This window comes from Ruegeria sp. CE8 (assembly GCF_056537465.1).
On record NZ_JBQFRP010000001.1, the window covers coordinates 529,910 to 556,342 of the forward strand.

At 57.7% G+C, this 26,433-nt stretch carries 22 protein-coding genes; 8 read left to right on the forward strand and 14 right to left on the reverse strand.

All coding sequences use genetic code 11. From position 1 onward, the window contains the following. The first annotated feature begins 313 nt into the window (after positions 1-313). The 3 genes from ACR0AA_RS02705 to ACR0AA_RS02715 all read left to right on the forward strand — a co-directional run bounded on the left by ACR0AA_RS02705 (position 314) and on the right by ACR0AA_RS02715 (position 4,420). Positions 314-1,282: a TAXI family TRAP transporter solute-binding subunit gene (locus ACR0AA_RS02705; protein ID WP_480660326.1), complete on the forward strand. Its 969-nt coding sequence runs from the start codon at positions 314-316 to the stop codon at positions 1,280-1,282. Positions 1,283-1,382: 100 nt separating this feature from the next. Further along, positions 1,383-3,992, forward strand: coding sequence for a TRAP transporter permease (locus ACR0AA_RS02710; RefSeq protein ID WP_480755381.1), 2,610 nt, complete (start codon positions 1,383-1,385; stop codon positions 3,990-3,992). Then, positions 3,989-4,420 carry a universal stress protein gene (locus ACR0AA_RS02715; protein ID WP_480660322.1) on the forward strand — a complete coding sequence of 144 codons (432 nt, stop codon included), beginning with the start codon at positions 3,989-3,991 and terminating at the stop codon, positions 4,418-4,420. Before ACR0AA_RS02710 ends, ACR0AA_RS02715 begins: the two co-directional genes overlap by 4 nt. A 681-nt stretch (positions 4,421-5,101) precedes the next feature. On the opposite strand, the gene ACR0AA_RS02720 is transcribed toward ACR0AA_RS02715, so the two are convergent. Genes ACR0AA_RS02720 through ACR0AA_RS02730 form a run of 3 tightly spaced genes read right to left on the reverse strand, consistent with a single transcriptional unit; the run spans position 5,102 to position 9,190 of the window. After that, the gene (locus ACR0AA_RS02720) at positions 5,102-6,142 is read right to left on the reverse strand and encodes a lipocalin-like domain-containing protein (RefSeq protein WP_480755382.1); all 1,041 of its coding nucleotides are present in this window, start codon (positions 6,140-6,142) and stop codon (positions 5,102-5,104) included. Then, entirely contained in the window at positions 6,132-8,546 is a 2,415-nt protein-coding gene (locus ACR0AA_RS02725) for an ABC transporter permease (RefSeq protein WP_480660318.1), read from the reverse strand. The genes ACR0AA_RS02720 and ACR0AA_RS02725 overlap by 11 nt, the downstream gene beginning before the upstream one ends. Next, a complete protein-coding gene (locus tag ACR0AA_RS02730; protein ID WP_480755383.1) occupies positions 8,543-9,190 on the reverse strand; it encodes an ABC transporter ATP-binding protein in 648 nt (215 codons plus the stop codon). The genes ACR0AA_RS02725 and ACR0AA_RS02730 overlap by 4 nt, the downstream gene beginning before the upstream one ends. A 171-nt stretch (positions 9,191-9,361) precedes the next feature. Here ACR0AA_RS02730 and ACR0AA_RS02735 point away from each other — a divergent pair, with 171 nt between their 5' ends. Next, a complete protein-coding gene (locus tag ACR0AA_RS02735; RefSeq protein ID WP_480660314.1) occupies positions 9,362-9,796 on the forward strand; it encodes an ion channel in 435 nt (144 codons plus the stop codon). On the opposite strand, the gene cls is transcribed toward ACR0AA_RS02735, so the two are convergent. The 3 genes from cls to ACR0AA_RS02750 all read right to left on the reverse strand — a co-directional run bounded on the left by cls (position 9,793) and on the right by ACR0AA_RS02750 (position 13,888). Then, the gene (cls, locus tag ACR0AA_RS02740) at positions 9,793-11,205 is read right to left on the reverse strand and encodes a cardiolipin synthase (protein ID WP_480755384.1); all 1,413 of its coding nucleotides are present in this window, start codon (positions 11,203-11,205) and stop codon (positions 9,793-9,795) included. The two genes, ACR0AA_RS02735 and cls, sit on opposite strands and share 4 nt — an antisense overlap. 24 nt (positions 11,206-11,229) lie before the next feature. Further along, positions 11,230-12,204, reverse strand: a complete 975-nt coding sequence (locus tag ACR0AA_RS02745) for an HAD family hydrolase (protein WP_480660311.1) — start codon at positions 12,202-12,204, stop codon at positions 11,230-11,232. Positions 12,205-12,277: 73 nt separating this feature from the next. Then, positions 12,278-13,888: an arylsulfatase gene (locus ACR0AA_RS02750; protein ID WP_480660309.1), complete on the reverse strand. Its 1,611-nt coding sequence runs from the start codon at positions 13,886-13,888 to the stop codon at positions 12,278-12,280. A 199-nt stretch (positions 13,889-14,087) separates the two neighbouring features. On the opposite strand from ACR0AA_RS02750, the gene ACR0AA_RS02755 reads away from it, so the two are divergent. After that, positions 14,088-14,768, forward strand: a complete 681-nt coding sequence (locus ACR0AA_RS02755; RefSeq protein WP_480660307.1) for a Crp/Fnr family transcriptional regulator — start codon at positions 14,088-14,090, stop codon at positions 14,766-14,768. Positions 14,769-14,770: 2 nt separating this feature from the next. Here the strand turns inward: ACR0AA_RS02755 and ACR0AA_RS02760 are convergent, their stop codons facing one another. The 8 genes from ACR0AA_RS02760 to ACR0AA_RS02795 all read right to left on the reverse strand — a co-directional run bounded on the left by ACR0AA_RS02760 (position 14,771) and on the right by ACR0AA_RS02795 (position 23,204). Continuing rightward, on the reverse strand, positions 14,771-15,994 hold the full coding sequence (locus ACR0AA_RS02760) for a hypothetical protein (protein WP_480660305.1): 1,224 nt from the start codon (positions 15,992-15,994) through the stop codon (positions 14,771-14,773). After that, a complete protein-coding gene (locus ACR0AA_RS02765; protein ID WP_480755385.1) occupies positions 15,991-17,496 on the reverse strand; it encodes a VWA domain-containing protein in 1,506 nt (501 codons plus the stop codon). The genes ACR0AA_RS02760 and ACR0AA_RS02765 overlap by 4 nt, the downstream gene beginning before the upstream one ends. Then, positions 17,493-18,476 (reverse strand): VWA domain-containing protein, encoded by a 984-nt coding sequence (locus ACR0AA_RS02770; protein ID WP_480755386.1) that lies wholly within the window; start codon positions 18,474-18,476, stop codon positions 17,493-17,495. The genes ACR0AA_RS02765 and ACR0AA_RS02770 overlap by 4 nt, the downstream gene beginning before the upstream one ends. Then, positions 18,476-18,949: a DUF4381 domain-containing protein gene (locus tag ACR0AA_RS02775; RefSeq protein WP_480660299.1), complete on the reverse strand. Its 474-nt coding sequence runs from the start codon at positions 18,947-18,949 to the stop codon at positions 18,476-18,478. Before ACR0AA_RS02775 ends, ACR0AA_RS02770 begins: the two co-directional genes overlap by 1 nt. Next, on the reverse strand, positions 18,949-19,893 hold the full coding sequence (locus ACR0AA_RS02780) for a DUF58 domain-containing protein (RefSeq protein WP_480755387.1): 945 nt from the start codon (positions 19,891-19,893) through the stop codon (positions 18,949-18,951). The genes ACR0AA_RS02775 and ACR0AA_RS02780 overlap by 1 nt, the downstream gene beginning before the upstream one ends. A 17-nt stretch (positions 19,894-19,910) precedes the next feature. Continuing rightward, complete coding sequence (locus ACR0AA_RS02785) at positions 19,911-20,888, reverse strand: AAA family ATPase (protein WP_480660295.1); 978 nt, start codon at positions 20,886-20,888, stop codon at positions 19,911-19,913. Between the two features lie 114 nt (positions 20,889-21,002). After that, a complete protein-coding gene (locus tag ACR0AA_RS02790) occupies positions 21,003-22,115 on the reverse strand; it encodes an acetoin utilization protein AcuC (RefSeq protein WP_480660293.1) in 1,113 nt (370 codons plus the stop codon). 3 nt (positions 22,116-22,118) lie between these two features. Next, positions 22,119-23,204, reverse strand: a complete 1,086-nt coding sequence (locus ACR0AA_RS02795) for an AI-2E family transporter (RefSeq protein ID WP_480660291.1) — start codon at positions 23,202-23,204, stop codon at positions 22,119-22,121. Positions 23,205-23,382: 178 nt separating this feature from the next. On the opposite strand from ACR0AA_RS02795, the gene ACR0AA_RS02800 reads away from it, so the two are divergent. The 3 genes from ACR0AA_RS02800 (at position 23,383) to ACR0AA_RS02810 (ending at position 26,433) form a co-directional block, all read left to right on the forward strand. Further along, positions 23,383-24,249, forward strand: a complete 867-nt coding sequence (locus tag ACR0AA_RS02800; protein ID WP_480755388.1) for a YihY/virulence factor BrkB family protein — start codon at positions 23,383-23,385, stop codon at positions 24,247-24,249. Then, entirely contained in the window at positions 24,246-26,147 is a 1,902-nt protein-coding gene (locus ACR0AA_RS02805) for a cytochrome c3 family protein (RefSeq protein ID WP_480755389.1), read from the forward strand. The genes ACR0AA_RS02800 and ACR0AA_RS02805 overlap by 4 nt, the downstream gene beginning before the upstream one ends. A 97-nt stretch (positions 26,148-26,244) precedes the next feature. Then, a complete protein-coding gene (locus ACR0AA_RS02810; RefSeq protein ID WP_480660285.1) occupies positions 26,245-26,433 on the forward strand; it encodes a hypothetical protein in 189 nt (62 codons plus the stop codon).

Here is a 26,433-nt window from a genome sequence, read left to right on the forward strand (position 1 = left end):
TTCAAAGTGTTTATACGCATTTAGCAAGCCGCCGCTCGTAGGTTCCCAGGGCAGCGTCGATCTGTCCAAAAGCGCTGGATAATAGGGGGAAACTTGCGGATTTTCCCTCACATCTGCTGATCTGGGCGATCTGTCCCGGTGCAGGGGTTGACAAGCAGAGTGTCTGAATGAAACGTCAAATATGTTGGGAGACTTTGAATTTTCAGATGCTTGACCCGTTGCAAGACGGGTGTGCTTGCCGTACCGGCAAGGTCCCTGGATGGGGGTCGCTGATCGGTTTCCCATCCACAATAAGAGTTGGGAGTTCTCAAAAATGAAAAACAGCAGCAAGCTTAGCCTGGGTGCGGTCGTTACCGCTGCTCTTATGGCTCCGGCCGCTTATGCAGAAGAATTCATCACTATCGGTACCGGCGGCGTGACCGGCGTTTACTATCCCACTGGTGGTGCGATCTGCCGTCTGGTGAACAAGGGCCGTAAAGAGCACGGTGTGCGTTGCTCGGTCGAGTCAACAGGTGGTTCGGTTTACAACATCAACACCATCCGCGAAGGTGAGCTGGAGTTTGGTGTTGCTCAGTCCGACTGGCAGTACCACGCGTTTAACGGCAGCTCGAAATTCGAAGAGGCTGGCCCGTTCGAAGGTCTGCGCGCGGTATTCTCGGTGCACCCCGAACCGTTCACCGTTGTGGCCCGTGCTGATTCCGGCATTGCCAACTTCGAGGACCTGAAGGGCAAGCGCGTCAACATCGGCAACCCCGGTTCCGGTCAGCGCGGCACAATGGAAGTCCTGCTGGGCGAAATGGGCTGGACCACCGACGATTTCGAACTGGCGACCGAGCTGAAGGCGGCTGAACAGTCTGCAGCCCTCTGCGACAACCAGATCGACGCGATGGTATACACCGTTGGTCACCCGTCAGGTTCGATCCAGGAAGCCACGACTGCGTGTGACTCGGTTCTGGTAAATGTCAGCGGCGACGCAGTTGACAAGCTGGTCAACGACAACTCGTTCTACCGTACCGCAACCATCCCCGGTGGCATGTACCGTGGTTCGGATGGCGACACCGCGACCTTTGGTGTTGGCGCGACCTTCGTGACTTCGGCAGACGTGTCGGATGACGCGGTTTATGCGGTTGTCAGCTCGGTCTTCGAAAACTTCGACGACTTCAAAAAGCTGCACCCGGCCTTCGCCAACCTCAAGCCCGAAGAGATGATCGCAGACGGCCTGTCGGCTCCGCTGCATCCGGGCGCCGAGAAGTACTACAAAGAAAAAGGCTGGATTCAGTAAACCAGACCTAATGCAGGGTGCCTAACGGCGCCCTGCCACCCAAACCCGAACAAATCGGGTGGTTCAGAAGGCCAAAATGGCCGCGACGGGGAGACATTTCATGAGTTCCGACACACAATCCAACCAACCGCTATCCGAAGCAGAGCTGCAGGATCTTGTAGCCTCGTCCGATGCGGGCGGGCGTAATCCGGTCGGTAATGTCGGAGTTTTTCTAGCCGTTGTGGCCGCGATCTGGTCGATCTTTCAGGTCGTTCTGGCCTCGCCGCTGGCGAATTACGTCCTGCCGGGTAGTGTTGTGAACAACGCGCGGCAGTTTCACCTGGCCTTTGCGATGTTCCTGGCCTTTGCGGCCTATCCAGCGCTGAAATCCAGCCCGCGCGATTACATCCCGATTCAGGACTGGATCATGGGCCTGCTGGGTACTTTTGTCGCCCTTTACGGGTATTTCTTCTACAACAAGATCGTCGACGCAGGTGGTCTTGCGGATGATACCGACAAGTGGGTCGCACTGGTCGGTCTGCTGTTGCTGTTTGAGGCCGCGCGTCGCGCGCTTGGCCCGGCAATGGCGATTATCGCGACGATTTTCCTTGCTTACGTTTTCTTTGGGTCCTCAGAATGGGTGCCCGAAGTTATCCGCTGGAAGGGCGCAAGTCTGAAAAAGGCGATGAGCCACATGTGGATCACGTCCGAAGGCGTCTTCGGAATCGCCTTGGGTGTTTCCACCAAATTTGTGTTCCTGTTTGTTCTGTTCGGCGCGCTGCTGGATAAGGCCGGGGCAGGGAACTACTTTATCAAGATGGCGTTTGGCGCTCTTGGCCACCTGCGCGGTGGTCCTGCCAAAGCAGCCGTTGTGGGCTCGGCGGCGACCGGCCTGATTTCGGGTTCTTCCATCGCCAACGTTGTGACCACCGGGACATTCACTATTCCACTGATGAAGCGCGTCGGGTTCAGCAGTGAACAGGCGGGCTCGGTCGAGGTTGCCAGTTCCGTGAACGGCCAGATCATGCCCCCAGTGATGGGTGCTGCGGCTTTCCTGATGGTGGAATATGTCGGCATCTCGTACGTCGAGGTCATCACCCACGCCTTCCTGCCCGCCGCGATTTCTTACATCGCGCTGGTCTACATCGTGCACCTTGAAGCGGTGAAGCGGAACATGCCCACGTTGGGCGACCGCGACGTGCATCTGGCACGCACCGTGGTTGGGATGCTGTCCTTCTTCCTGATTTTTGCCGGCCTCTGCTATGGCTCGCAATTCCCGGTGGAAGCGGTGACCAATTGGGTGCCGTCGATGGCGGGTCTTGTCCTTAGCCTGATTGTTTGCGCGGTCTATGTAGTGCTGCTGAAGCTGGCGGCCACCGTGCCGGACCTGGAGCCGGATGATCCGAACGCCAAAGAAGTCACCCTGCCGGTCATCGCGGACATCTACAAAGCCGGTCTGCACTATCTGTTGCCGATAATCGTTCTGGTCTACTTCCTGATGATCGAACAGAAATCGCCGGGCCTGTCGGCCTTCTGGGCGACGGCGCTGCTGTTTGTGATCTTGCTGACGCAGAAGCCTCTCAAGGCGATCTTCCGTGGGCAAAGCAATGTGTACAACACGTTCATCGACGGTGTCGCTGACCTTTGGCAGGGCATGATCGATGGTGCGCGGAACATGATCGGTATCGCACTTGCCACGGCAACTGCAGGCGTGATCGTGGGCACCGTGACCCTGACCGGGGTCGGGCAGGTGATGGCCGATCTGGTCGAGTTCCTGTCGGGTGGCAATCTGATCCTGATGCTGGTGATGGTCGGCCTGCTCAGCCTGATCCTTGGCATGGGTCTGCCGACCACGGCGAACTACATCGTGGTCAGTTCGCTGATGGCTGGCGTGGTCGTGGAACTTGGCGCACAAAGCGGCCTGATCGTTCCGCTGATCGCGGTGCACCTGTTTGTGTTCTACTTCGGGATCATGGCGGACGTAACGCCACCGGTTGGTCTGGCTAGCTTTGCGGCTGCCGCCGTGTCGGGGGGCGATGCCATCAAAACTGGCTTCACGGCCTTCTTCTACAGCCTGCGGACCGTGGCGCTGCCGTTTGTGTTCATCTTCAACACGGACCTGCTGCTGATCGATGTGACGTGGATCGAGGGGATAACAGTGGCGATATTCGCCACAATCGCGATCCTCGTCTTCACCGCAGGTACTATGGGGTACTTCCTGACCCGCAGCCGCATCTATGAAAGCATTGCACTGATCCTGGTGGCCTTCGCGCTGTTCAGGCCCGACTTTTTCATGAACCGCATCTCACCGCCATTTACCTCGGTCGAGCCGTCGGCATTCGTGGAAACCATCGGAAACACGCCGCCGGGCACCGAAATACGAATGGTCATCAGCGGGCCGGACTTCGATACGCTGGAAATGACGGATACAACCGTGGTTGTGCCTGTTGGAAGCGAAGAGGGTGGTCAGGCACGCGTTGACGCTATGGGCCTTCTGCTGATCGAAGAAGACGGTCTGATGAAACTGGAAGAGCCGATGTTCGGGTCCCCGGTAGCCGACGATCTGGACATCTTCGATTATTACGGGGATGAGGCCGTGCGTCTGACCTCGGTCAGCTTGCCGTCCAGCCAGCCTCCGAAACAACTGATCTATATTCCGGCCCTTCTTCTGCTGGGCCTGATCGCTTTCCTTCAGCGCGGCCGAGCCGCCAGACAAGAGGTGCCCGCATGACAAACGCTGTTCTTTGTGCCATCGACATCAGCAACGGCGATCTTGATACGCACGTGCTGAAAAAAGCTGCTGCTCTGGCCGATCAAGAGAACGCACAGCTGGATGTTGTCACTGTCCTTCCGGACTTTGGGGAAAGTTGGGTTTCCGGCTTCTTCGAAAGCGATTTTCACGACAAGGCGATGGAAGAGGCCCATACCAAACTGGCCGAGATGTGCATCTCGGCCCTTGGGGCGGATAGGAATGAGAAGATCCGCCATGTGGTCGCGACCGGTACAGCCTATCAGGAAATCCTGAAAACCGCCGAAAGCGCGGGCAGCGATCTGATTGTGATCGGGGCGCACAAACCCGATTTCAAGGACTATCTGCTGGGCCCGAACGCCGCGCGGGTCGTGCGGCATTCGAACGTCTCGGTTTACGTGGTGCGATAGCGGAGTTCCTTCAAGGCGAGCGCATTGGGTGTTCGCCTCGGTCGCAGTATCGTTTTAGCCGCGGTCAGTTCTGATCAAAGGGTAGGTGCCAGGAACAACTTTGCGACTAAGTGTTCTTGGTTCGGTACGAAGAAAAGGAGACGGACACTCCGCTTCCCGTGATTCTGCCTTCAACCCCGACAGAACTTGTCCATCTGGCTTCCGTTGACGCAGGTGGCCCTAAAATCTCGAGAGTATAAACGATACCGATGTGTTCAAAGTCAAAATCTGACAATTCGATTTTGTCCACCTTTTCGAAAGCGATTTTCACAAGGGCGTGCTTGTCAGTTAGCCAACGCCCGTTGTCGTCAATGGAATCCGTAGTGTTTCACAAGTGCAGGCCCATGGAACTGGTCTTAGACTGCCTGAGGTCAAGGTTAACTATTTCTGCATCATGAAAGTTCGGGGTACGACCAAACCACTCAATTACAGAGTTGCTACCGGGTTACTGAGACAAGAGGCTGTATTTGATCATTCAAATTCTTCTGCGATTGGAAATTCATGAGCAACGTATGACCTTGACTGGGGAAAGGCCATTGTTTCATTGGGTGCAAAGCAGACTTGGCGCGAATACTCATCCTTGCACCTTGGATACGTTGGAAAAGCGTCGCCGTTGTCATGTGACGGCATACAGAGTGGGGCCTAGTACCCGGTCATCTCAAGATACCCGCGCCCGGAATGGCTGCCGGTGATTTGAACAGGACCTTCCCAGTATTCGAACCGTGTCGCCATCCAGGCGTCGGGCGTCAGAGCCGAAACCTCGACATCCAGATCACGATCGGGCAGCGTAACGCGCCATTGAACGGGAACATCTCGCCCGGCGACCCGGGCGGTTGTCAGTGGCTCAAACGCGACGGAGCCATCAGGTATTGCCGTGGTATTGCCGTCCGGCCCGATCCATGTGGCCGCGGTGAAGTCGCCACGGTCCCCACGCAGGCGAAAGGCCATCATCTTGTCGCCGTCGTCGAGACTGAGTGAGAACCAGTCCCATCCGCTTTGATCCGCTGCCAAAGGTTGTGAGGACCACTCCCGGTCCAGCCAGCCATTTCCTGTTACGGCGACATCTCCACCCGGCAAGTGCAAGGTACCTTCGACGTCATAAAACGGTTGAGAATAGTAATAGCTGGCCTGTCCATCGGCAGATTTGACCGAATATCCGTCCTCGCCGTGAAAAACGAGCGGTCCCTTGGCTTCAAGTGTCAGATCGTACCCAAAGTCCGCCCCATTTGCTGACAGGCTTAGGGTTTCCAAGTCCGGGCCGCGCATATGCCATTCGTCGATCCAGGCTTCAAACGGGTCGGCGGTAACGCCCGCCTGACCAATACCGCCACGCGACAGACGCTCGGCGAAGTAATGCGTGTCGGGTGTGGTTACGGCGGAATGGCCTAGCCAGAGTTGTGGGCTTTGCCAACCCTCAGCCTCAATCGGTTTCAGCGCCGACCGGAACAGAGTCCACTGAATTCCATAGTCGCGCCCGTCCTCACCCTTAAGGTTCGCCGTCAGATACCACCACTCAATCCGATAAGACGGGTGAGGGCCATGATCCTGCGGGAATTGAAACTGGTAGTCGGGCTGAGGCACCGTGAACCCTTCGGCGGAACCGCCAAGCCCTGCATAACCTTGCGCGCGGCCAATGCCCGGCAGGGTCAGGATTAGCAGGATCAGGCAAATCCTAACGCTCATTGGCAAACACCCTCAGCAGGTCCGCAGGGGGCAGACGCAACAATCGGATTGCGGGCAAGGCCGCTGCGATAACGGCTGCACACAGCGTCAACAGCAATAGGTACACCCAATCCGCCGGGAAAAGGTACATCGGCAATTGCCAGCCAAACGCCTCGACATTGATGACGGCCAACAAAGCCCAGGCCAGGACCAACCCCAACGGCAGCGCAAAGATGGCCGTCAGAGCGGCCAGCAGTACGCTGCGCAACAGCTCGAGCCGGGCCAGCTTGGCACGTGTCAGCCCCAGCGCCCAGACCGGAGCAATCTGCGGCAGGCGCTGCGTCCACAAGGTCAACAAGCTGGTCAGAATGGCGAACCCTGCGACCCCCAGCGTGAGTATGTTCAGCGCTGACGTCACCACGAATGTCTTTTCGAAAACGTCCATGGATTGTGCCTTCATCGCGGCCTGTTGCACGACCGCGCGGCGCGGCAGGTCGAATTGGTCTCGCAGGTCTTGCGCCAGATCCGTGGCCCGCTCGGGTGCGATACGAACGCCAAACCGGCGCGTCTCGGCCCCGGGTGCGATCTGGTCGAATTGAGACATTGAAACGATGGCCTGACCGGTTGGGTTGCCATAATCGGAATAGACACCCGCGATAGTCATAGAGGTGGTTGGAGTAATCGCCAGCACGTCTTCGGGCCACAGGTTTTCTCGGCGGGCAAGCTGTTCGTTGATCAGCACGGCGGACCCGTCTATGACGCGATCCCAAACACCGGGCGATGACGAAATCAGAGGCCATTTTTCCCGATAGGTCTGATCGTCAATAACACCATAAAGGAACAATGGCCCTGTTGGATGCGCCAGTTCAACACTGCGGATCGGCAGCACAGCGTCGACCTGAGGGGTCAGCCAGTCCGAGATGAGTTGACCCTGTTGATCGTCGGCAGCGGTCACATACAGCTCGGATGTCAGGCGCTGATCCAGCCAGCCGACAAAGGTAAGCCGAAAACTGGACACCATTGTCCCCACGCCGATATTCGCGGCCAACGCCAGCAAAAGCGCCATCAGTGCCAGAGACAGACCCGGCAGTTGCGCGCGCATGTCTGACCATACCCACTGGGCGACCGGCCCCCGTGCAGCGCGTTGGAGCACGATCAAAATGCGCGACAGGATAAAGGGCAAAACAAGCGCCGACCCGATCAGCAGCCCGGCCACCATTGCGAAGCCTGCAATCAATCCTCCAAGAGCAAGTAGGGTGGCAATCCCGCCAACAATGGCAGCCAATCCCGCGAGGGCTGTCACCCAATTGCCAGAGGCGGCACTGCGCCAAGCCTGCAAACCCGCTCCGCTGAGAATTGGCATGCGTGACAGTCGGAACAATGCGTGTCCGCTGGCCAGAAAAGTGCCTCCCAAAGCCATCGCGAGACCGGTCAGAACCCATTGCGGTTGCAAAGTTATCTGCCCGCTGACCGGCGCACCGTACAGACCCCGCAAGGTCGCCGCGACGTCTGGCAGCAAAGCGCCTGCAAGGAAGAAGCCCAGCAGCAGGCCAAGTGTGCCACCGATGATCGCCAACACCGACAACTCGGCCATGATCAGCCAGACAAGGCGTCGCACCGAAACCCCCAAGGCCCGCAGCGTCCGGATCATTGCCCGTCGCTGTGCAAAGGCCAGCCCCACGGTGCCGTGCACGATGAACAACCCGACTGCAAAAGACAGAAGACCAAAGGCCGACAGGTTTAGATGAAAGCTGTCTGTCAACTGAGCGGTTTCCAGCTGCGACGCAGCCGCTGTCCGCTCCAGCTCAGGCGCAATTTCCGCGAGCGGCGCCACATTGCCCGGTTGTTCCGGCAGAACAATGAGGCGGGAAATTTCCCCGCGCCGGTCCAGAAGAGTTTCCGCGACGCCGATATCTGTCAGAATAAGGTCCGGCGGCAGCGCGTCACTTGTCACCACCGGTGGAAAAGACGCCTGACCGACCAGCAGCGGCTCCAATTCTGGCCTTGCCAACAACCGACCGGGCGCAGTCAGTATGTCGGCGGGGTCGGGCGGTGTTCCGTTTTGCTCCATCTGCGTGACTGCGGGCAGGGTTGGGTAGGCGACCATGTCCACCCCAAGAACGCGCAGAGCTCGCCCGTCGATGCGAAGATGTCCGTCCAGTACGGCTGCGACCTGCCATCCGGCACGCCGTAGGTCGACGTAACGCGAGAGAGGGATCGGGCGGGTCGGGTCATGAAGCTCGTCATACTGACCAAGGGCCAATTGATCGGCGGCGCGGTCATAGCTCGCACGTGCCTCGGCGTTGATGGCCTGAACGGCGGACCACAACCCGGTCGCCAAAGCGAGCCCAATGAGCAATGTCGCCAGTTGCAGACGGTGTGCACGCCAGTGCGAGGCCAGCGCCTGTATGACGGTCAGTGTCATTCGACATGCCCGCTTGTCAGGTGCGCCCGCCGATCCAGTCGCGCCGCGATCTCGTGCGAATGGGTGACCAAAAGCAGCGCAGCGCCCGTATCGGCGACCAAAGCCAACATCAGGTCGAGCACGGTCGAGCTGGCTGTTTCGTCGAGGTTTCCCGTCGGCTCATCCGCCAGAAGCAGTTTGGGTCGTGCGGCCATGGCGCGACCGATGGCGACGCGCTGCTGCTGCCCGCCCGACAGGTTCTCCGGGTATCGATCCAGCATATCCGACAAGCCCAACCGATCAGCCAAGTGGGCACACCAATCCGGATCATGACACCCCGCCAAACGGGCATGAAAAGACAGGTTCTGGCCGGTCGTGAGTGAAGGGATCAGATTAAACTGCTGAAAAACCAACGACAAAGACGTGCGGCGCAGGGCTGCGCGTCCCGAGTCATCCAGATTTGACAGCGCAGTACCATCCAACGTGATTTCTCCGCCATCTGCTGTGTCGAGCGCGGCGGCAAGGTTCAGCAGCGTACTCTTGCCGCTGCCACTTTCGCCGGTCAGGGCCAGCGTCTGCCCGCGATCCAGTGACAGCGACACATTCCGCAGGACCGGGCGACCACCGGGATAGGATTTCTGAACCTGATCGAATTTCAGAAGCATGTGCGTCCCCATTTTCACAAGGATTTGCAACAGTTTCGCCAACTGTCCAGAGGTGACGCACCATCGGTTCCTTTCGCCGCACTAAGGATCGGCGCGGCGCGGGTTGTTTCACTGGTGCTCGCAGGTCATTGTGGACCGGTTGGCCGTCGGCGCAATTCAGGATGGAAAAACATGACCTTGTCGCAGCAGATTCTTTGGGGAAGCACCTTTCTTGGACTTTGCTTTCTGGTCGAAATCATCCTGCTGACAATGTGCACTTTGGCTATCAACAGGTTTGTCGAGCGATGGGAAAAGAAAGGCGTCATTCTTGCAACCGCTGGTCCGATCGCCATCGCCCTGGCCTTTATTGTTGCGACCCATACCATTCAGGTCTGGATCTGGGCGATTGTCTGGGTGTTCGGCAGCGTCCTGCCCGATTGGAACACGGCGCTGTATTTCTCTCTCGTGTCGTTCACGACGCTTGGTTACGGCGATATCGTTCTGGGTGAAGACCTGCGTATTTTCGGAACGTTTGCCGCAGTTACTGGCCTGTTGGCGTTTGGACTGTCGACCGCTTACATGGTCGCCCTGATGACACGCGTGTTTCAGGAACGGTTCATCGCCTAAAGGATCGGCGCAAACAATCGGGCAAGCGGCGCGCCAAGGCGAATTGGGGCAGGTTGCTGACCCAAGGTGCGCGTCAGCTCATAGCATTTCTCGAAATCCACTTGCAGCATTGCGTCAACGGCCTCGGCTGCTCTGGTATCAAAGAAAAGGGCCATGGCCTCAAAGTTCAGCCGGAATGACCGATTATCCAGGTTGGTCGTTCCGACTGCAGCCAAGGCGTCATCGACCACAAACACCTTTTGGTGCATGAAACCATCTTTGTACCGAAACACCTTGGCACCGCATTCGCGAATTTCGTCGAAATAGGCAAAGGCCGCCAGCCAGGGCAGGCGGTGATCAATGGAGTCGGGCACGAGGATGCGCACATCGACGCCCCGCAACGCCGCGTGCTTCAGGGCGGTCATGATGTCGATGTCAGGCACGAAGTAGGGCGACGCGATCCAAATCCGATTCTGAGCCTCGGTGATTGCGGCGAAGAACATCAGCGCCCCGGTTTCGTTTTCATCACCCGGCCCGGTCGCCACCAGCAGGGCGTTCATGTCCTGACCTGCCTCGGATCCGGCCCAGTCCAGCTGATCGATCAGGTCTTCTTCGTGGGCCCAGTGCCAGTCTTCGATGAAGATCAGTTGCAACTGCCGGACGATATGGCCAGTCATCTTGATATGCGTGTCGCGCCAGTGGCCAAAATGCGGATCCTTCCCAAGATACTCGACCCCGACGTTGTGCCCACCGATAAAACCTGTTTCGCCGTCGATAATCACCGACTTGCGGTGGTTGCGATAATTTAATTGAAAACGGAACTTTGGCCCGCGTTGTTCGCGTGGGTCTGCGATCGTGACTCCGGCCTGGCGCATTTCCTCAATGTAGTCCGAAGGCAGCGAATAGCTTCCGACACCGTCCATCATGAACCGGACGCTGACACCGCGCTTTGCTGCGGCGATCAGCCTGGCTTTGAGTTTTTGGCCCAACTCGTCGGCGCGCACGATGTAGAACTGGATCAGGATGTACGACTTCGCCGCATCGATAGCTTGGAATATCGAGTCGAAGGTCGCCTGCCCATCAACCAGCAGTTCCGCACCGTTGCCACGCGACACGGGCAAATGCGCCAGAGCCTCGAATGGTCGGGGGTTGATGAGCATCTTCTCAGGGTCCGGCCTTGAGTAGTCGGCAAAGGTTTTGATCCCTTCGACCACGCGCTGACTTTCCTTGCGCGCGATACGGTACCCGCTAAAGCGGTGGTGCCCCAGAAACAGGTAGAGCGGTACGCCTAACATCGGCGCAGAAATCAGAAAAACCACCCAACCGACCGCACCCTGAGGCGTGCGCGCGGTCTGGGCCGCCCGAACCGCGAAGACAACTGCCGTGACATACAGCGCGAACAGAAAGACGGAAACAAGCAGTGTCCACATGGGGTTATCGGGCTCCGTTACGGTTCAGTTCGCCCCAGTGTAGATGCGCGACCAGTCCTGCGCCATATCTACGATCACCCAGCCCATGTCCGGCCCTTTATCCAACCCATCGACCAGAGTCCCGATCGGGCTTTCGCGGTCGTAGGCCCATTCGCGTTCTGCATCCGTGTGGTGAACAAGTACGCCAAGCCTTGGTCCGTCGCCCGCAATGGTCCACTCCAGCATGGCGAAATCGCCGTCCGAGTTTCCGCCGGCCAATATCGGGCGTCTGCCGATTGTGCGCTCGATGTTGATCGGTTTGCCTTCCTTGTCATCAACAAATGCGATGCTGGGGGCCTTGGTGATGACCGGCGCACCTTCGGCGCTGTCATAGGTCGTGTCGGTATAGGTACCCAATACCTGTTCAGGCGGGATGCCATAGGCTTCTTCGGCAAAGACGCGCATGAAGTGCAGACCGCCGCCGGAAACGATGTAGGTCTTGAATCCCTCATCGCGTAGATACCGCAAAAGCTCGACCATCGGCTGATAGGTCATCTGATCATAGGGCAGGTCCGTGTCCGGGTGCCGGGCGGTGTCCAGCCATTCGGCAACCGCGTCTTGAAACTCATCCACCGAGACGCCGGAGTGCGAGGCATTTATCACCTCGATCAAACCGTCATGGCCGCCTTCCAGAACGGCTTTAATATCTCCGTTCGCGGCGGCCTGTAAGGTGGGCGTGGACAGGATCGATGGGTCGGCTTCGGCCAATTTGGCAAGACGATCCATGGCAAAGAACAGCTGAAAATAGACCGGCTGTTCCGCCCATAGGGTTCCGTCATTGTCGAACACGGCAATTCGTTCGGCGGGTGTGACGTATTCCGGTTTGTCCGGATCAGTGACGGCGGCGACAAACTCGATGATCCGCTGTTTGCTTTCAGTTGCATTCCAGCTGGGCAGCGGGTCCGCAAGCAAGGTCAACGGGGCGCAGGACAGCAGGGCGCTTAGAACAAAATGTCGCATGAACTTCTCATTAAATTTCAATGTGAAAAGGGCCGCCCTTTATGTGGCGGCCCCGAGATTTTCTTCGCTCGACTTAGTTGTTGGTCGGCGTTGTTAGTTTTTCCATGACCTGATCCAGGTTGAAGCTTGCCGCTTTCTGGCGCGGCGGGAATTCCTGGAAGGTTGCAAGGAAGTTACCCACGTATTGCTGGGCCGGAACCAGGAAGTAAGCCCGATCCAGAAGCCAGTCATAGTAGGTGTTGGATGTACGATACGCGCGCTCATACGGGTCGCGACGCAGGTTCACGATCAGCGGAATTCGCAGCTCGGTCCAGGGTTCGATCCACGCACGCAGCGTTGCCCATGCTTTCTGCTCAAGGAAGATCAGCTTCCAGTCGTCATAGCGCAACGCCGTCAGGTCACCGTCATCCGAGAAATAGAATATCTCGGCGCGGGGGCTTTCAGTCGTCTCGCCGGTCAAAAGGGGCAGGATGTTGTAGCCATCCAGATGCACCTTGTAGTCACGGCCCATGCCGGACGAGCTATACCCAGCTTTCAGCTTTTCCTTGATGTCGGGATCACCTGCAACCGCCAGATAGGTCGGTAGCCAGTCCATGTGGTGCACGATCTCGTTTGTGACCGAGCCGGCTTCGATCTGTCCGGGCCAACGAACCATTGAAGGCACGCGCCATCCGCCTTCCCAGTTGGTGTTCTTCTCACCCCAGAACGGCGTTGCCGCTGCATCCGGCCACGTGTTCATATGCGGACCGTTGTCGGTCGAGTAATGCACGATGGTGTTGTCAGCGATGCCGAGTTCATCCAACAGGTCCAGCAATTGCCCGACATGCATATCGTGTTCGATCATGCCAGCGGTGTACTCGTCCGCAACGCCGCCTACGATTTCATTCGCTTGCGCGCGCATCTCGTCTTTGACGTGGGTGCGGAAGTGCATACGCGTGCCGTTCCACCAGACGTAGAAGGGCTGGCCCTGCTCGTGGGCACGCTTGATGAAGTCAACCGCGGCCGCGACGGTTTCTTCGTCAACCGTTTCCATACGTTTTCTGGTCAGTGGGCCGGTATCTTCGATGGTGCCGTCCGACTTGGACTTGATCACGCCACGCGGTCCATACGCTTCGCGGAACGTGCGGCCATCCGCCAGAACCGCGTCGCCGGGGTAATCCTCGTTTTCGGGCTCTTCTTCCGCGTTGAGGTGGTAGAGGTTGCCAAAAAACTCGTCAAAACCGTGGTTTGTCGGAAGGTGCTCATCCTTGTCGCCAAGGTGGTTCTTGCCGAACTGACCGGTGACATAGCCGTGGTCTTTCAACAGGCCGGCAATGGTCGGGTCCTCGACCTGCATGCCCAGATCTGCACCCGGAAGGCCGACCTTGGACAGACCGGTGCGGAATACCGACTGGCCCATGATGTAAGAAGAGCGACCGGCGGTGCAGGACTGTTCGCCGTAATAGTCGGTGAAGATCATGCCCTCTTTCGCGACCCGGTCGATATTCGGAGTCTGATATCCCATCAGGCCCATCGTGTAGGCCGAGATGTTGGACTGCCCGATATCGTCGCCCCAGATTACCAGTATATTGGGCTTTTGATCCTGTGCCCATGCAGGCAGGGCCAATGCAACGGCAACGGAAGCTACAGCGAACACGCGCAGTTTGCTGCGCCAATTTTCTGCGATCGATCGAGGTGGTGACATAGTGTGCTCCAGAACTGACCGAGTCTTAATGACCCGTTGATAAAAAAGTAATTGAAGGCGCCCAAGTTCGTATTAGGTCCGCCAACAAGGTGTTGATTCTCGAACGGAAAATCTAGGATTAAGTCGAGAATCGAATAGCTATACCTTAAGCTATGATAATGACCGGAAACCTATCATATGATGAGATCGAAGAATACTAATGTTTGATAATCCCAATGACAGGAAACAGTTGTTGGCGTCGGGGTGGTTCGGGTCGCGCGGTGCTCGTTTTCAATCGGACCTCCTCGCTTGTGGGATTACCAAGTCGTTTGAGACCGGCGAGCCTCTTTATCACATCGGGGACCCGGCCAATGGAGTCTATGCGGTTTTGGAAGGTGCCGTTCAGGTCATGGCGCCGGCGGATGATGGTCAGGAATTCGTGGTTCACCGCCAGGGCGGCGGGTTCTGGATCGGTGATCTTGCGCTGTTTGCCGAGGCGCTAAGGCTGGTGAGTGTCTTCGCAACGCAGCACACGCGCGCTTTGTTCTTTCCGTCTTCGCGCCTCGACAGGTTGGTGCGCGATAATCCCGATTACGTCCGCGACTTTTACGCGTTGTCGCACGAGAACATGCAGACCGCTTTGCGCATCATGGCCAACCTTGCGGTAACGGGCACAGAAAAACGGTTGGTGCTGCGCCTTCTGCATCTGGACGAGGGGGCATCGAAGTCTGATGGGTGGATTGTTGTCTCACAGGAAGAGCTGGCAGCGATGGTCGCCGTATCTCAGCCGACACTGCACCGGAATCTGCACCGCCTTGCGGATCTGGGTTTGATCGAGCTTGGTTACGGCCGGGTTCGTCTTATAGACAGACGGCAATTGATCTCCAGCTGTCAGTGCTGATGCTACGGGTTGAGCGGTGGAAGCGGATCTGACTGGTGGCGATGTGTTTGCGCCAGGACCTTGAGTTCGGAAATCGCAGCTGACCAATCTGCACCTGCATCCCCCTTGTTTGTCGAGTATATCGCGGCCCCTATCTTGGCCAGTCTTCTCTCGAGGCCGAAAGCCATTTCGGGGAACGCACTCCGTGCTTTCCACATTTCCAATGCCGCGTAAGTGCTTGAAAAATCTCGTTCTTGAAGCGCGATCTTTAAAGCATTCAACGCAAACTCGGGGGACGCCTGGTACTTTTGCTGCCGTGTTTGGTTCCACGTTTTGACGCGAGGACCAAAGAAGCGCAGCCCGCCCCAGAATGCCAATACCAGCAAGGCGATCCAAACGAGAACGGTCAGAATGGTTTCCGCGTCTGGCGGCTGCCATTTGGGTGGCGCTAGGGTCAACTCGACCGGTTCGATGTCGATGGTTTCTACTTGATCGGTTTCCAGATTGTACCAGCGAACCGAAATGGGCGGCAGTTCGGTTTGGCCGCCGTCCTGCGCGAGATAGGTAATTTCATCCACGCGCTGCCCGGACAATATCCCCCGGTCTTCGCTTTCCGCAAAACGCGGTTCCTTTGGATAGGCGCGCAACAGAGGGTCCTGAATTTCGGGTATCAATTCGGGGATCAGGAAAGGTGTCGTCCCTGATATATTGGCGGTCAGACGGCGCGTGACAGCCCCGCCGTTTTCCATCTCGGTCGAGCCTTCGATCTGCTGATCCACCTCGAAACCCGTTGCGATGATCAGCGGGTCCAGATCACGGGCGCCATCAGGAACGATTGCGTTCAATGTCATCTCGGGCAGGGGGACGCTCACCTGCGTTGGCGCGTTCGTATCGGGATCTGCAAAGGTGACGACGATATCCTGAGCGCCAAACATGATTTGACCCGCTTGAAGCGGGTACAAGCGATAGCTGCGCTGGACACCCGTCCAGGTCTCGCCGTTCACCGTTTCACTGACCGGGCCCGAGGCGCGTTCTGGCAGGCGCACAAGCAGGTTCTCTTTCTCCAGAGAAGGATACACCGGCGGAGACGGCATGAACGTCGGGACAAGAACTTTTATCCGAACAATTGCGGGCTGACCGACGGTAACCGGCTCGGTCGGCGCTTCGGCAGTGACCTGAGGTTGGATCTCTGTTTGTGCCAACAGCGGCACCGGCAGCATTAGCATGAGAAGAAGGAGGTACCTCATTGCTGCTGCTCCTGATTTTCCAGAAGGAAGCGGTTGCGAAGAAAGTCCTGCATGTCCGTGTCAATGGTGCTGATCCACTGATCTGCCGACATGGTTTGCGCGCCTTCGGTCGGGGCCTGAACGGTTGTGTTCTCTCCTCGGCCGGACTCATTGTCAAAGACCGTATCGTCGGCGCCAATCCCCGCTTCTTCGCCTGTGTCCGACTGTTCGCGGGTCGTTTCGACGTATTCGAGGACGGCTTTGGAAACTTCCAGATTGTGCTGTGCTTCAGGCCAGTCCGGGCGACGTTCCAGCGCTGTCTCAAAGGCCGTTATGGCGGGGCGATACTCCCGATTTCGAATTCTGGCCATACCCTCGGAAAATGCGGCCTCTGGCGTATCAAGCTCCGCAAAGATTGTTGCTGCTTCGGGATACTGTCCCTCTTTCAGCCTTGCATACGCCTCGTGATAGGGGTCCTGGAACAGGTCAGCCGCCTCGTCATAGCGTTTCTGGTTCATCGCGATTTGTCCCTGCTGATCCGGGGTCAGGAACCAATCCCGCCATCCATCGGCCAACGCAGGACCCGAAGGGGTCGTGAAGAACAGCGCCAGAAAAGCCCATCTGATGACCCAACCCCGTCGAAACCACAGCAACGACAAAAGTGCGGCAGGCCACGCAAGAATCCAACCTCGGTCCTGCCAATCCACGCGGTCATCATCGTCCACTGCGGCTGAATAGGCGGACTGAATTTGACGTTGTAACCTGTTGATATCTCTATCATCGCCCGAAAACGGCACGACCGTCGCATTTTTTAGGCCATCCAATTGCGCGATGCGCTGATCTCCGGGCAGCATTGTGAGGAAGAAAAGAGGTGTAGTCGCGTCTTCGAAACCGGCCAGTTGCGATGGGGCGAGGTCATCCAAGACAAACAAGACCGCCCCGGGCGTTTCACTTTCGCCCAAAATTGAGTCAGCCATGGCCAGCGCGTCCGCAGCGGCGTCACCTTGTTTTGGCATGACGGCTGGCGAGAGACCTTCCAGCAGGGGGCGGAGGATATTGGCGTCCTCGGTCAAGGGCGCAACGCGATGCGGTGTCCCGGCATAAGCAATCAAAGCGGTGCGTGCGCCCGCACGGGCATTGATCAGGTCGGTAACTTTGAACTTTGCCCGTTCGAGGCGTGAAGGAGGAAGGTCGGGCTCGTCCATGCTGTCCGTGACCTTTAGCGCGATCACTAATGGCGCAGTATCCGCGACCAGCGGGTTGGGCGCACGGGACCATGTCGGTCCTGCCGCCGCCAAAGTGGTAAAGATTGCAGCAATCATCGCGACATCGATCGGATACACGCGCCGTTCGTCTTCGGCCCCTAATCTAAGTGCAGCGGCAAGATGCGGCGCGATGCCGGCGGATTGTTGGGATCGCGATTGTGGCTTAGGGCGCGTCAACCACCACAGTGCGGCTATCGGAATGAGGAAAAGCAGCCAATAGGCGCGAATAAAGTGAAATTCTGCCAACAATTCGGTCATGCGGCACCTTTGCGCCGCTGCGCGAAATGCAGGCCGGCAATGCTGCCAAGCATCACTACCAAGGCCAGAACAAGGGGAAAATGTGCAAGGCTTTCGCGCGGGCGGTAGCTTTGTGTTTCCACGACCCGGGGATTGAGCTGGTCAATGCGTTCATACGTCTCTGTCAATGCGTCCTCATCATCCGCAAAGAAGTACTCGCCCCCGGTCCGATCCGCGATTTCCTTTAGAGCGTCCAGGTCGACACGATCCTCGCCCGAAGCGTTCGGGTCCCCGACACCCACCGTGTAGATAACGACGCCCTTATCCGCGGCAATGGCTGAGGCGTTGACCGGCGTCATACGGCTGGACGTATCTGCGCCATCGCTGAGCACGATCATCAGGCGTTGATCGACCTCGCTTGACTCGAAGGTGCGAATTCCCAATCCGATGGCATCCCCCAAAGCGGTGTTCGGCCCGGCCATACCCACTGCGGTTTGATCCAGGAACCCGGTCAAACTATTCAGATCTTCCGTGAACGGAGCTTGTACAAACGCGCGGGTGCCAAAGATGATCAGCGCCATGCGATCCCCCTGACGTTCAGCGATGAAACTCCGCAGCACATCCTTGACGGCGGCCAGCCTCTGCTTGGGCGTTCCGTCTGACGACGTGAAATCGCGTTGATCCATCGAGCCGGATATGTCCAAAGCGAGCACAACGTCCCGGGCCGATTTTTCGATGACCACGGGCTCTCCCAGCTTTTCAGGGCGGGCCATTGCAGTCACCAGAAGAAGCCAGATCAGTACAACGATTCCGGTCTGCAGCTTTGCGCGGCTCAGGATGACGGATCCGGATTTAGGCTCGACCCCAGCAGCTTGCGCGACGTGGCGAAAGAACGGGATGCGGATTGAGCTGCTTTTCTCTCGGTGCGGAGGGGCGAACCAGTACACCATTACGGGCAGCGGCAGCAGGAGAACGACCCAAGGTGCTGCAAAGGAAAACATTACGTAGTCCTTTCTCGCTTGTGGGTTCTGATCCAGTCCCGCGCAAGCTTTGTCAGGTTTGGGTCAGTCGAATCCTCTCTGTAAGGTGCCTCGCTAAGGGCGCGGCATGTGTTTTCCTGAAATGATGTTTTTTCAGATGTTTGGTCAAGGAAGTTCACCCATTTATCACCATGCAACGAAGCAACTTGCTTGCGCGGGAAGGCGACCAGCGCGGTGCGGCGTAGAATCTCGGCCGTTTTAGCGGCGCTGTCGCCCGCGGCCGCCAGCTCTACCAGCGCCTCGCGCCTGTAGGCATTTGCCCGGCGGTGGCGCAGAACAGCGTTTACACCAAGCACGATCAATCCCGTGAGGATAAGCGCAAGCCCAGCCCAGCCCCATGTCTGCGGCATCATCGAAATCGGGTCGGGTGCCGGGGCGGGTTCAAGCATGTCCAGCAGTTCAACCAGCGATTTGCCTTCGACATCAACGCTCATCATCGGCCCCCGCGATGACCGAACAGCCTGAGGAGTTGGTCGAGTGTTGGTTCCGCTGTGGTCAAAGGCACGATCGGAAAGCCATAGCGGCGCGACCAGACTTGCAGTTGTGCTAAACGGTCCTTCAACGCTGCGCTTATGCGAGGCGACAATTCAGGGTCCGAGCTGTCGATCTCGATCTGGCGGTCGCCGTCGGACACGGTCATTCTGAGGTTCGGAGCTATCTCGCGAGAGCTCGGGTCGGAAATATTGAACAAGATAAGATCGTTGGACGCCGATAGTCTGCGAAGTAGTTTTTCCGAAGTCTCGTTCAGCCCGTCAAAATCCGAAAATACACTTACCAGCGAATTGGTATGCGCGATCCGTGCGGCCTGTTTCAGCACATCATTCAGAGTCACCGTCGGTTCTGGACGCAGCGACGCGTGAAGATTTGAATTCAAAGACCCCACAGAGGCCAGAAAGCGCGTCAAGGCGGCTGGTCGCCGTTGTGGACGGTGTTCGGCCAGATCGGTGTCGCCAAAGACGATCCCGCCGACCCGGTCGCCCTGTCCAAGCACGCGATGCGCCGCAGTGGCCGCTGCCTCGGCCGCGATAACCGATTTCATGTAAACCTGAGTTCCGAAGAACATCGAAACCCGTTGATCAACCAGCAACAGGGCCGGGCGGTCGCGCTCTTCGGTATAGACCCTAACGTGGGGCTCTCCTGTGCGAGCGGTCACTTTCCAGTCGATTGTGCGGATGTCGTCTCCGGGTAGGTAGTTTCGCAGTTCTTCGAAATTCAGTCCGCGCCCGCGCAGGCGCGAGGCATGTCGGCCGTTCAAGATTGATCGGGCCGGTTGTCGGGGCAAGAGGCTAAGCGCACGCGACTTGGGACCCAACCGCAACAGGTGGTTCGCATCAACGTGGATGCGCGGGTCGTCGGGATATGCGGCGGTCTGGGTCACGCGGTGTTACTCAGGGGTCAAGGCAGCGCGACAAGCTGCAGGATTTCCGAAATCACGTCATCCGCCGATTTGGCGTTACCTTGCGCCTCAAAGCTGAGCGTGACGCGGTGGCGGAAAACGTCGTGTGCGATCGCGCGAACATCGGCCGGGTCGACATAGTCGCGCTGGTTCATCCACGCATGTGCGCGGCCGCACTTGTCCAGAGCCAGCGAGGCGCGTGGGCTGGCCCCGATGTCGATCCAGCTTGCCAGTTCCTCGCTGAGCGCGCCCGGGGTTCGCGTCGCCTGCACGAGATCGGCCATGTACCGGTCCATCGCGTCAGACACGTGAATCTGTCCGATCTCCGCTCGCGCGGCGAAAACGGCGTCTTGTGGGATGGTCTGTGGGATTTGGTTGGATGCATTTATTCCGGCTGCGATCTCTTCGTTCCGCACCAGACGGATCACCTCAACCTCGTCCTCGACCGGCGGGTAGGTGATCTGCACATGCATCAGGAACCGGTCCATCTGTGCCTCAGGCAAAGGATACGTGCCTTCCTGTTCGATCGGGTTTTGCGTTGCCATCACGATGAACAGGGGTTCCATCTTATGCGTTGTGCCCGAAACGGTTACCTGCCGTTCCTCCATCGCCTCAAGCAAAGCAGCCTGGACCTTGGCCGGGGCGCGGTTGATCTCGTCCGCCAGGACGATATTGGCGAAGATGGGGCCCGGCTCGAAGCGGAAAGCACCGCCGTCGTCCGTCTGCTGAAAAACCTCGGTGCCGGTGACATCCGAAGGCAGCAAATCGGGTGTAAACTGAATCCGGCTGAAACTGGCGTCCAGATTTTTGGCCATGGCTTTGACCGCGCGGGTTTTTGCCAGACCGGGCAGCCCCTCGATCAGCAAATTTCCATTCGCCAATATTCCGATCAGAAGGCGGTCGATCACCTCGGTTTGCCCGATGATGGCCTGTCCCATACGGGATTTAAGTTCAATTATCTGATTAAGTGCATTCATCTCGTAGTTCCAATCGGCGCCAGATTACGGAGCTGACATCGAGTTTTGTCAGGATGCGGTGTGGTAAAAAAAGCTTTGTAACAACGGCAATTTAGCAGCGTTTGCTTCGGCATTCTACCGGGAAATTCGCGCGATCAGTTGACGCAGATCCTCCTTCAATTCAGGGCGGATTGGACCGTGATTTGGTGCGTCGCGCAAGGTCTGCACCCAGTGGGGCGAAGGTTGCCGGCCTGCCGCTCGGTTCCACGTCAGGCCCTCAAGGATCGCCTGTGCCTCGGCATCCAGGCCGTCGGGAATATCGAACCCATTCAGCGTGGCCCAAACACCGGTCCACAGCCGTCCGACGGACCATGGGTTGTACCCTCCGCCGCCCAGAACAAGTATTCGCGGGGCAAGGTGTTTTAACGCGGCGACCGTCTGCCAATGCGAGTTGTTTGACAGCGTCAGGCGCGACAACGGATCTTCGGCGACGGCGTCCGCTCCGCATTGCAGAACGATTGCCTCGGGCTGAAACGCTTCGGTCGCAGGCAGGATCAACTGGTCAAGAATGGCTGAAAACTCGTCGTCATTCAGGTTTTTGGGTACCGGTAGGTTCAAAGATGCGCCGCCTGCATCATCCATGAGCGTGCCGGAAAAGGGCCAACGTCGGTTTTCGTGGACCGAAATCATTCGGACCTTGTCTGCGCCTCGAAAGGCGGCCTCGACCCCGTCGCAGTGATGCGCGTCAATGTCGACATAGACGACACGATTCAGACCCATCTGCAAAAGCGTCATGATTGCCAGGACTGGGTCGTTCAAATAGCAAAACCCATTGGCGCGGTCGGGCAGGCCATGGTGCGTGCCACCGGCCGGATTGAATACGATGCCGCCGTCCCGGATCAACTCCGCGCCCAGCATGGACCCTCCGGCCGCTGTAGCCGGGCGTCGGTACATTTCCGGAAACACCGGATTTGACAGCGTGCCCAGCGCGTATTTGGTACGGACTTCATCCGAAACACTCTGATCGTGCTCTGCCATCTGCAGGGCAGCTATGTAGTCGCGTGTATGAAACCTTTGCAGGGCGCTTGGTTTCGCGCAGGGGCTAACCCGGTAATTTTTCGCCGTCAGCCATCCCAGCGCGCGGCAAAGGTCGATGACAGTGGAAACACGCGGAATAGCCAGCGGATGTTTGGAGCCATAAGTCGAATGGCGATAGATTTCGGACCCTATGAAAACAGGGCTCTGCATCGATCAATGCTGGCGCGCGGGCGCGTTGTCGTCGCCAAGACGGCCGTCCAGAGACATCAAAATCGCCACAGGCCTGAGCGCGGGGATATGGCTGAAGATGATCAGGATGCAGACCGTCAGGGGAACACTGAGGAACGCGCCGATCAGCCCCCAGACGGTTGTCCAGAAGGTCAACGCCAGGATCACCAGAAACGTGGACATATTCAGCGACCGACCGAGCAAGGCGGGGTCCAGAAAGTTGCCGATCAGAAACTGAATGGTGCCGCAACCGAAGACGATGATCAGGAAGGGCCCAATCGTTTCAAACTGAACCAGAGCGATCATGGCCGGAAAGATCACAGCGATAATCGAACCGATCGACGGGATGAAATTCAACGCAAAGGTCAGAACTGCCCATGTTTCCGCGTATTCAAGCCCAAGGACTTTGAAGACGGTATAGCTAATACCTGCCGTGACCAGGCTGATGAAAGTTTTTACGCCGACATAACGTTGCAGGCTGAAGGTGATCGCATCCAGAATTGACGTGAACTCGGCCCCGGTTTCAGGATTGCCCGCTGCCAGCTGGATCTTTTTTCGAAAGGCCAAACGCTCGGCCATCAGGAATGCCACGTAAAGGCTGATCAGAAAGAACTGGTTCAGCAGAGATGTCGCACCGCTGAGCAGCACGCGCGCGACATAGGACATGTCGATGCTGACGAGGTTGTCGCGGATGAACTTGGTAACGTCATTGCCCACCAGCCCGGTAATACGGTGAACCGCGCCGTCGAATTGGTTTTCATAGGTGCTTATCGACCGGGCGAACTGGGTCGCCTGACTGCCGAGAATGTACATGATCACGAACAAACCGGCCAGCACGACTGTGACTCCCGCCAGATTGGCCAGCCAGACCGGCACCCGTGTCAGCGCGATGACCCGGTCGCTGAGAGCGATGATTAGAACGTTGATCAGCAGTGCCATTGTAAGCGGGATCAGAAAGGCGGAACCTGCGTACAAACCCAGCACGATCAGCGTGGCTACAATCGTCGTGTCCCGAACAACCGACAGCTTCAGTCGCGGTGCCGCAGAGTTCTGGTCTGGTTCCAAAGTCATTGATTAGCCCGCCTGTCGTGCCGTTTGGCACATTACACCGATTGGTGATCGCTCTGGAAGGTGATCCTGCACGCGCGGGCAAGATTCTGCAATGTGCCCAGATATTTGAGCGAGATAATTTACACTTACGCGGGATTTGCCGTTTCAGAGGAATGGCGAGGCGGGTTAGGGTCTGGGAATGAGCGCACGTGTGATTCCCTCTCTTGGCCGGCCTGTTCAGGCGCTTTGGCTGGCGATCGTTCGATTTAACAATAAGAACGGTTTTGTGATGAGCAGTCACGTCGCCATGTCTTTGATGCTGGCCTTGTTCCCGTTCGTATTGTTCACGGTGGCATTGGCCGGGTCTTTGTCCCAAGGATATGTCACCGATGAATTGATCGAACTGATCTTTGGCGCCTGGCCAAAAGATGTCGCAGGCCCCATCGTGGCCGAGCTGCGTGCCGTGCTGCAAGAGTCTGGTTCAGGCGTCATCACCCTGGGTGGTCTTTTGGCGATCTTCTTTGCGTCGAACGGTGTCATGGCGGTGCGGGCAGCTATGAACCAAGCCTATCATGACAAGGATGTCTGGCCGTTCTGGAAAACGCGGCTGTTGTGCCTTGGTCTCGTGATCGTTGGCGGTGTGGTTATCCTGGCGATCGCAGCGGTCGAGGTCGTTTTACCGTTTTACACACAGTTGGTAACTGAGAAGACGGATTTGAACGTTTCCGACTGGTTGTCTGTGGACCGGTTGCGCTGGACGTTTACAGTTGCGGTGCCCGCAGGCATCGTTGTGCTGGCACATATGATCCTGCCAACCCGCCGACACAGGTTGATGCAAATCCTGCCGGGGGTGGTTTTGACACTGGGTCTTTGGGCCGCAGGAGGTTGGGGGTTTTCAATCTACATCGCCCAGTTTGCCACCTACAGTGCCACATACGCCGGTTTGGCTGGTGTCATGGCTGCCTTGATCTTTCTCTACCTGTGCGCTGCCATTTTGATCCTTGGTGCCGAATACAACGGTGCTCTGATGGATCTGGAAAAAGAACAGAATCGGGGTAATCAGTGAAATTTTTGGCGTTTGGCGTCTGTTTGTTCTTACCGATTGCAGCCTTTGGTCAATCGCCCGTCTATGTCGGGTCGGATCAATGCGTCGAATGCCACGAGGACGAAGCCGCGGCGTGGACTACATCTCACCATGCGCTGGCCTGGACCGAGGTCGACGATGGCGCGGTCGTCGCGGATTTTGGTGGGACGCGGTTCGACCATGACGGCATGTCGGTCGAGTTCACCGATACGAGTGGTTCGTTGCAGGCCAAAGTCACCGAAAAAGACGAGGTGGCCACCACCTATGGCGTTCACTCTGTTGTAGGCATTGAGCCGTTGCAACAATACCTTTTCGAAACCGAACCCGGTCGATTGCAAAGCTTTGATGTTGTCTGGGATACCGAGAACAAGCAGTGGTTCCACCTTTACCCCGATCAGGACTTGCCGCCCGACGATGGGTTGCACTGGACCGGGCCTTATAAAAACTGGAACGCGCGATGCGCGGAATGCCACGCGACTGGTTTCAAAAAGAACTATGAGCCTGAAACCCGGGCATACAGCTCAGTACAGGTTGAGATTGGCGTAGGATGTGAAGCCTGCCACGGGCCCGGTTCGGCGCATATTGACTGGGTCGGGGGCCAAAGCCTTGCCGCAGGTCTCGGCGATACGGGTTTCAGCATGGATTGGGGCAGGGGTCAGACCGAAGCAGAGATCCAGCAATGCGCGGGCTGTCATTCCCGCCGCGAGGCGCACCGGGATGGCAATCCTGTACCCGGAACACCCTACCATGACGCGTATAACCTCGCCGTGCTCAGACCGGGGCTGTACCAACCCGACGGACAGATTATGGATGAGGTGTACGTCTACGGCTCCTTCCTGCAGTCCAAGATGTATGATCGCGGCGTCGGTTGTATGGACTGCCACGAACCACACAGTGCAACGTTGAAAGCGGACGGAAACGGGATTTGTACTCAGTGCCATTCACCAGCCGGGAACCCAGATTTTCCGACATTGACGGCCAAAGAGTACGACACCCCCGAACATCATAACCACCCCGCGGGCAGCGACGGCGCGCAGTGCAAGTCCTGCCATATGATCGAGCGTGTTTACATGGGCGTGGACGGCAGGCGCGATCACAGCTTCCGTATTCCGCGTCCTGATCTGGGGCTGGGACAGGATGCTTGCACAGATTGCCATCAGGATCAGGGTCAGGCTTGGGCTGCGCAGCAAATCGAAAGCTGGTTCCCCGATAGCGCACACCGAGAACCGCATTTCGGATCGGCATTTGAGGCGGCCACGCTTGGGCGCGCTGACAGTCCCGAGGATTTGCTGGGCATCGCGATTGACCCGGAGCAGCCGGGCATCGTACGGGCAACAGCCGCTTACCTTCTTCAGCCATTTGGGTCCGCGGACGTGGCGGCCAGAACGGCCCCGTTGCTGACCGATGAAGACCCGCTGGTTCGCGCCAATGCGGCGCCTCTGCAGCGTCAGGCCAGCTTGCCCGACCAGATTCAGCGTCTTGAGCCGCTGCTTTCTGATCCTTTGAAGAACGTGCGCATCTCTGCTGCGAAAGAGGTCCTCACCATTCCGCCACAAGCCCTGACTGCAGAACAGCAGCAATTGTCAGGGCAGGGCATGTCGGAATGGCAGGGCGCGATTTCCAACCGTCTGGACTTTCCCGAAACGCATCTTGTGTTGGGCGGGATGGCCCTGACGTTCCGCAACTCTCTGGCTGCAGAACAGGCTTTTCAGGAGGTCGTTGCACTAGACCCGCAACGTGCCGAGGCGTGGCCGATGCTGGTGCAACTGGCGCAGATCAATCGCGGACCGCAGGCGGCGCTGGACGTTTTGGAACAGGGGTTGGAGATTGTTCCAGACGATCCAAACCTGCAACAGCTCAAGGAGCAGCTGGGCCGCTGATACGGCATGGCTTGGCCCGGATTCCGCCACGTTACCGGCAAATTTCAGGGATACTGATGAAGCTGAGGCAAGATTTGCGCCAGCTTACAGGTGACACATGTTTCTTAAACCGGTCCATACGTCTCAGTTGAAACGGCCGCTGGCCCTGTCACAGAGGGTCGAAGAGTTGCGGGCAAAGCCGCCCGAATACATCAACCACGGCGAGGCTTTGTTGCTGCAAGGCATAGCTTCTGCTTCGCTGCGCGAGCAGGTGCTGGCGGGCGATCGGAGCTGGCTGGACGATTGA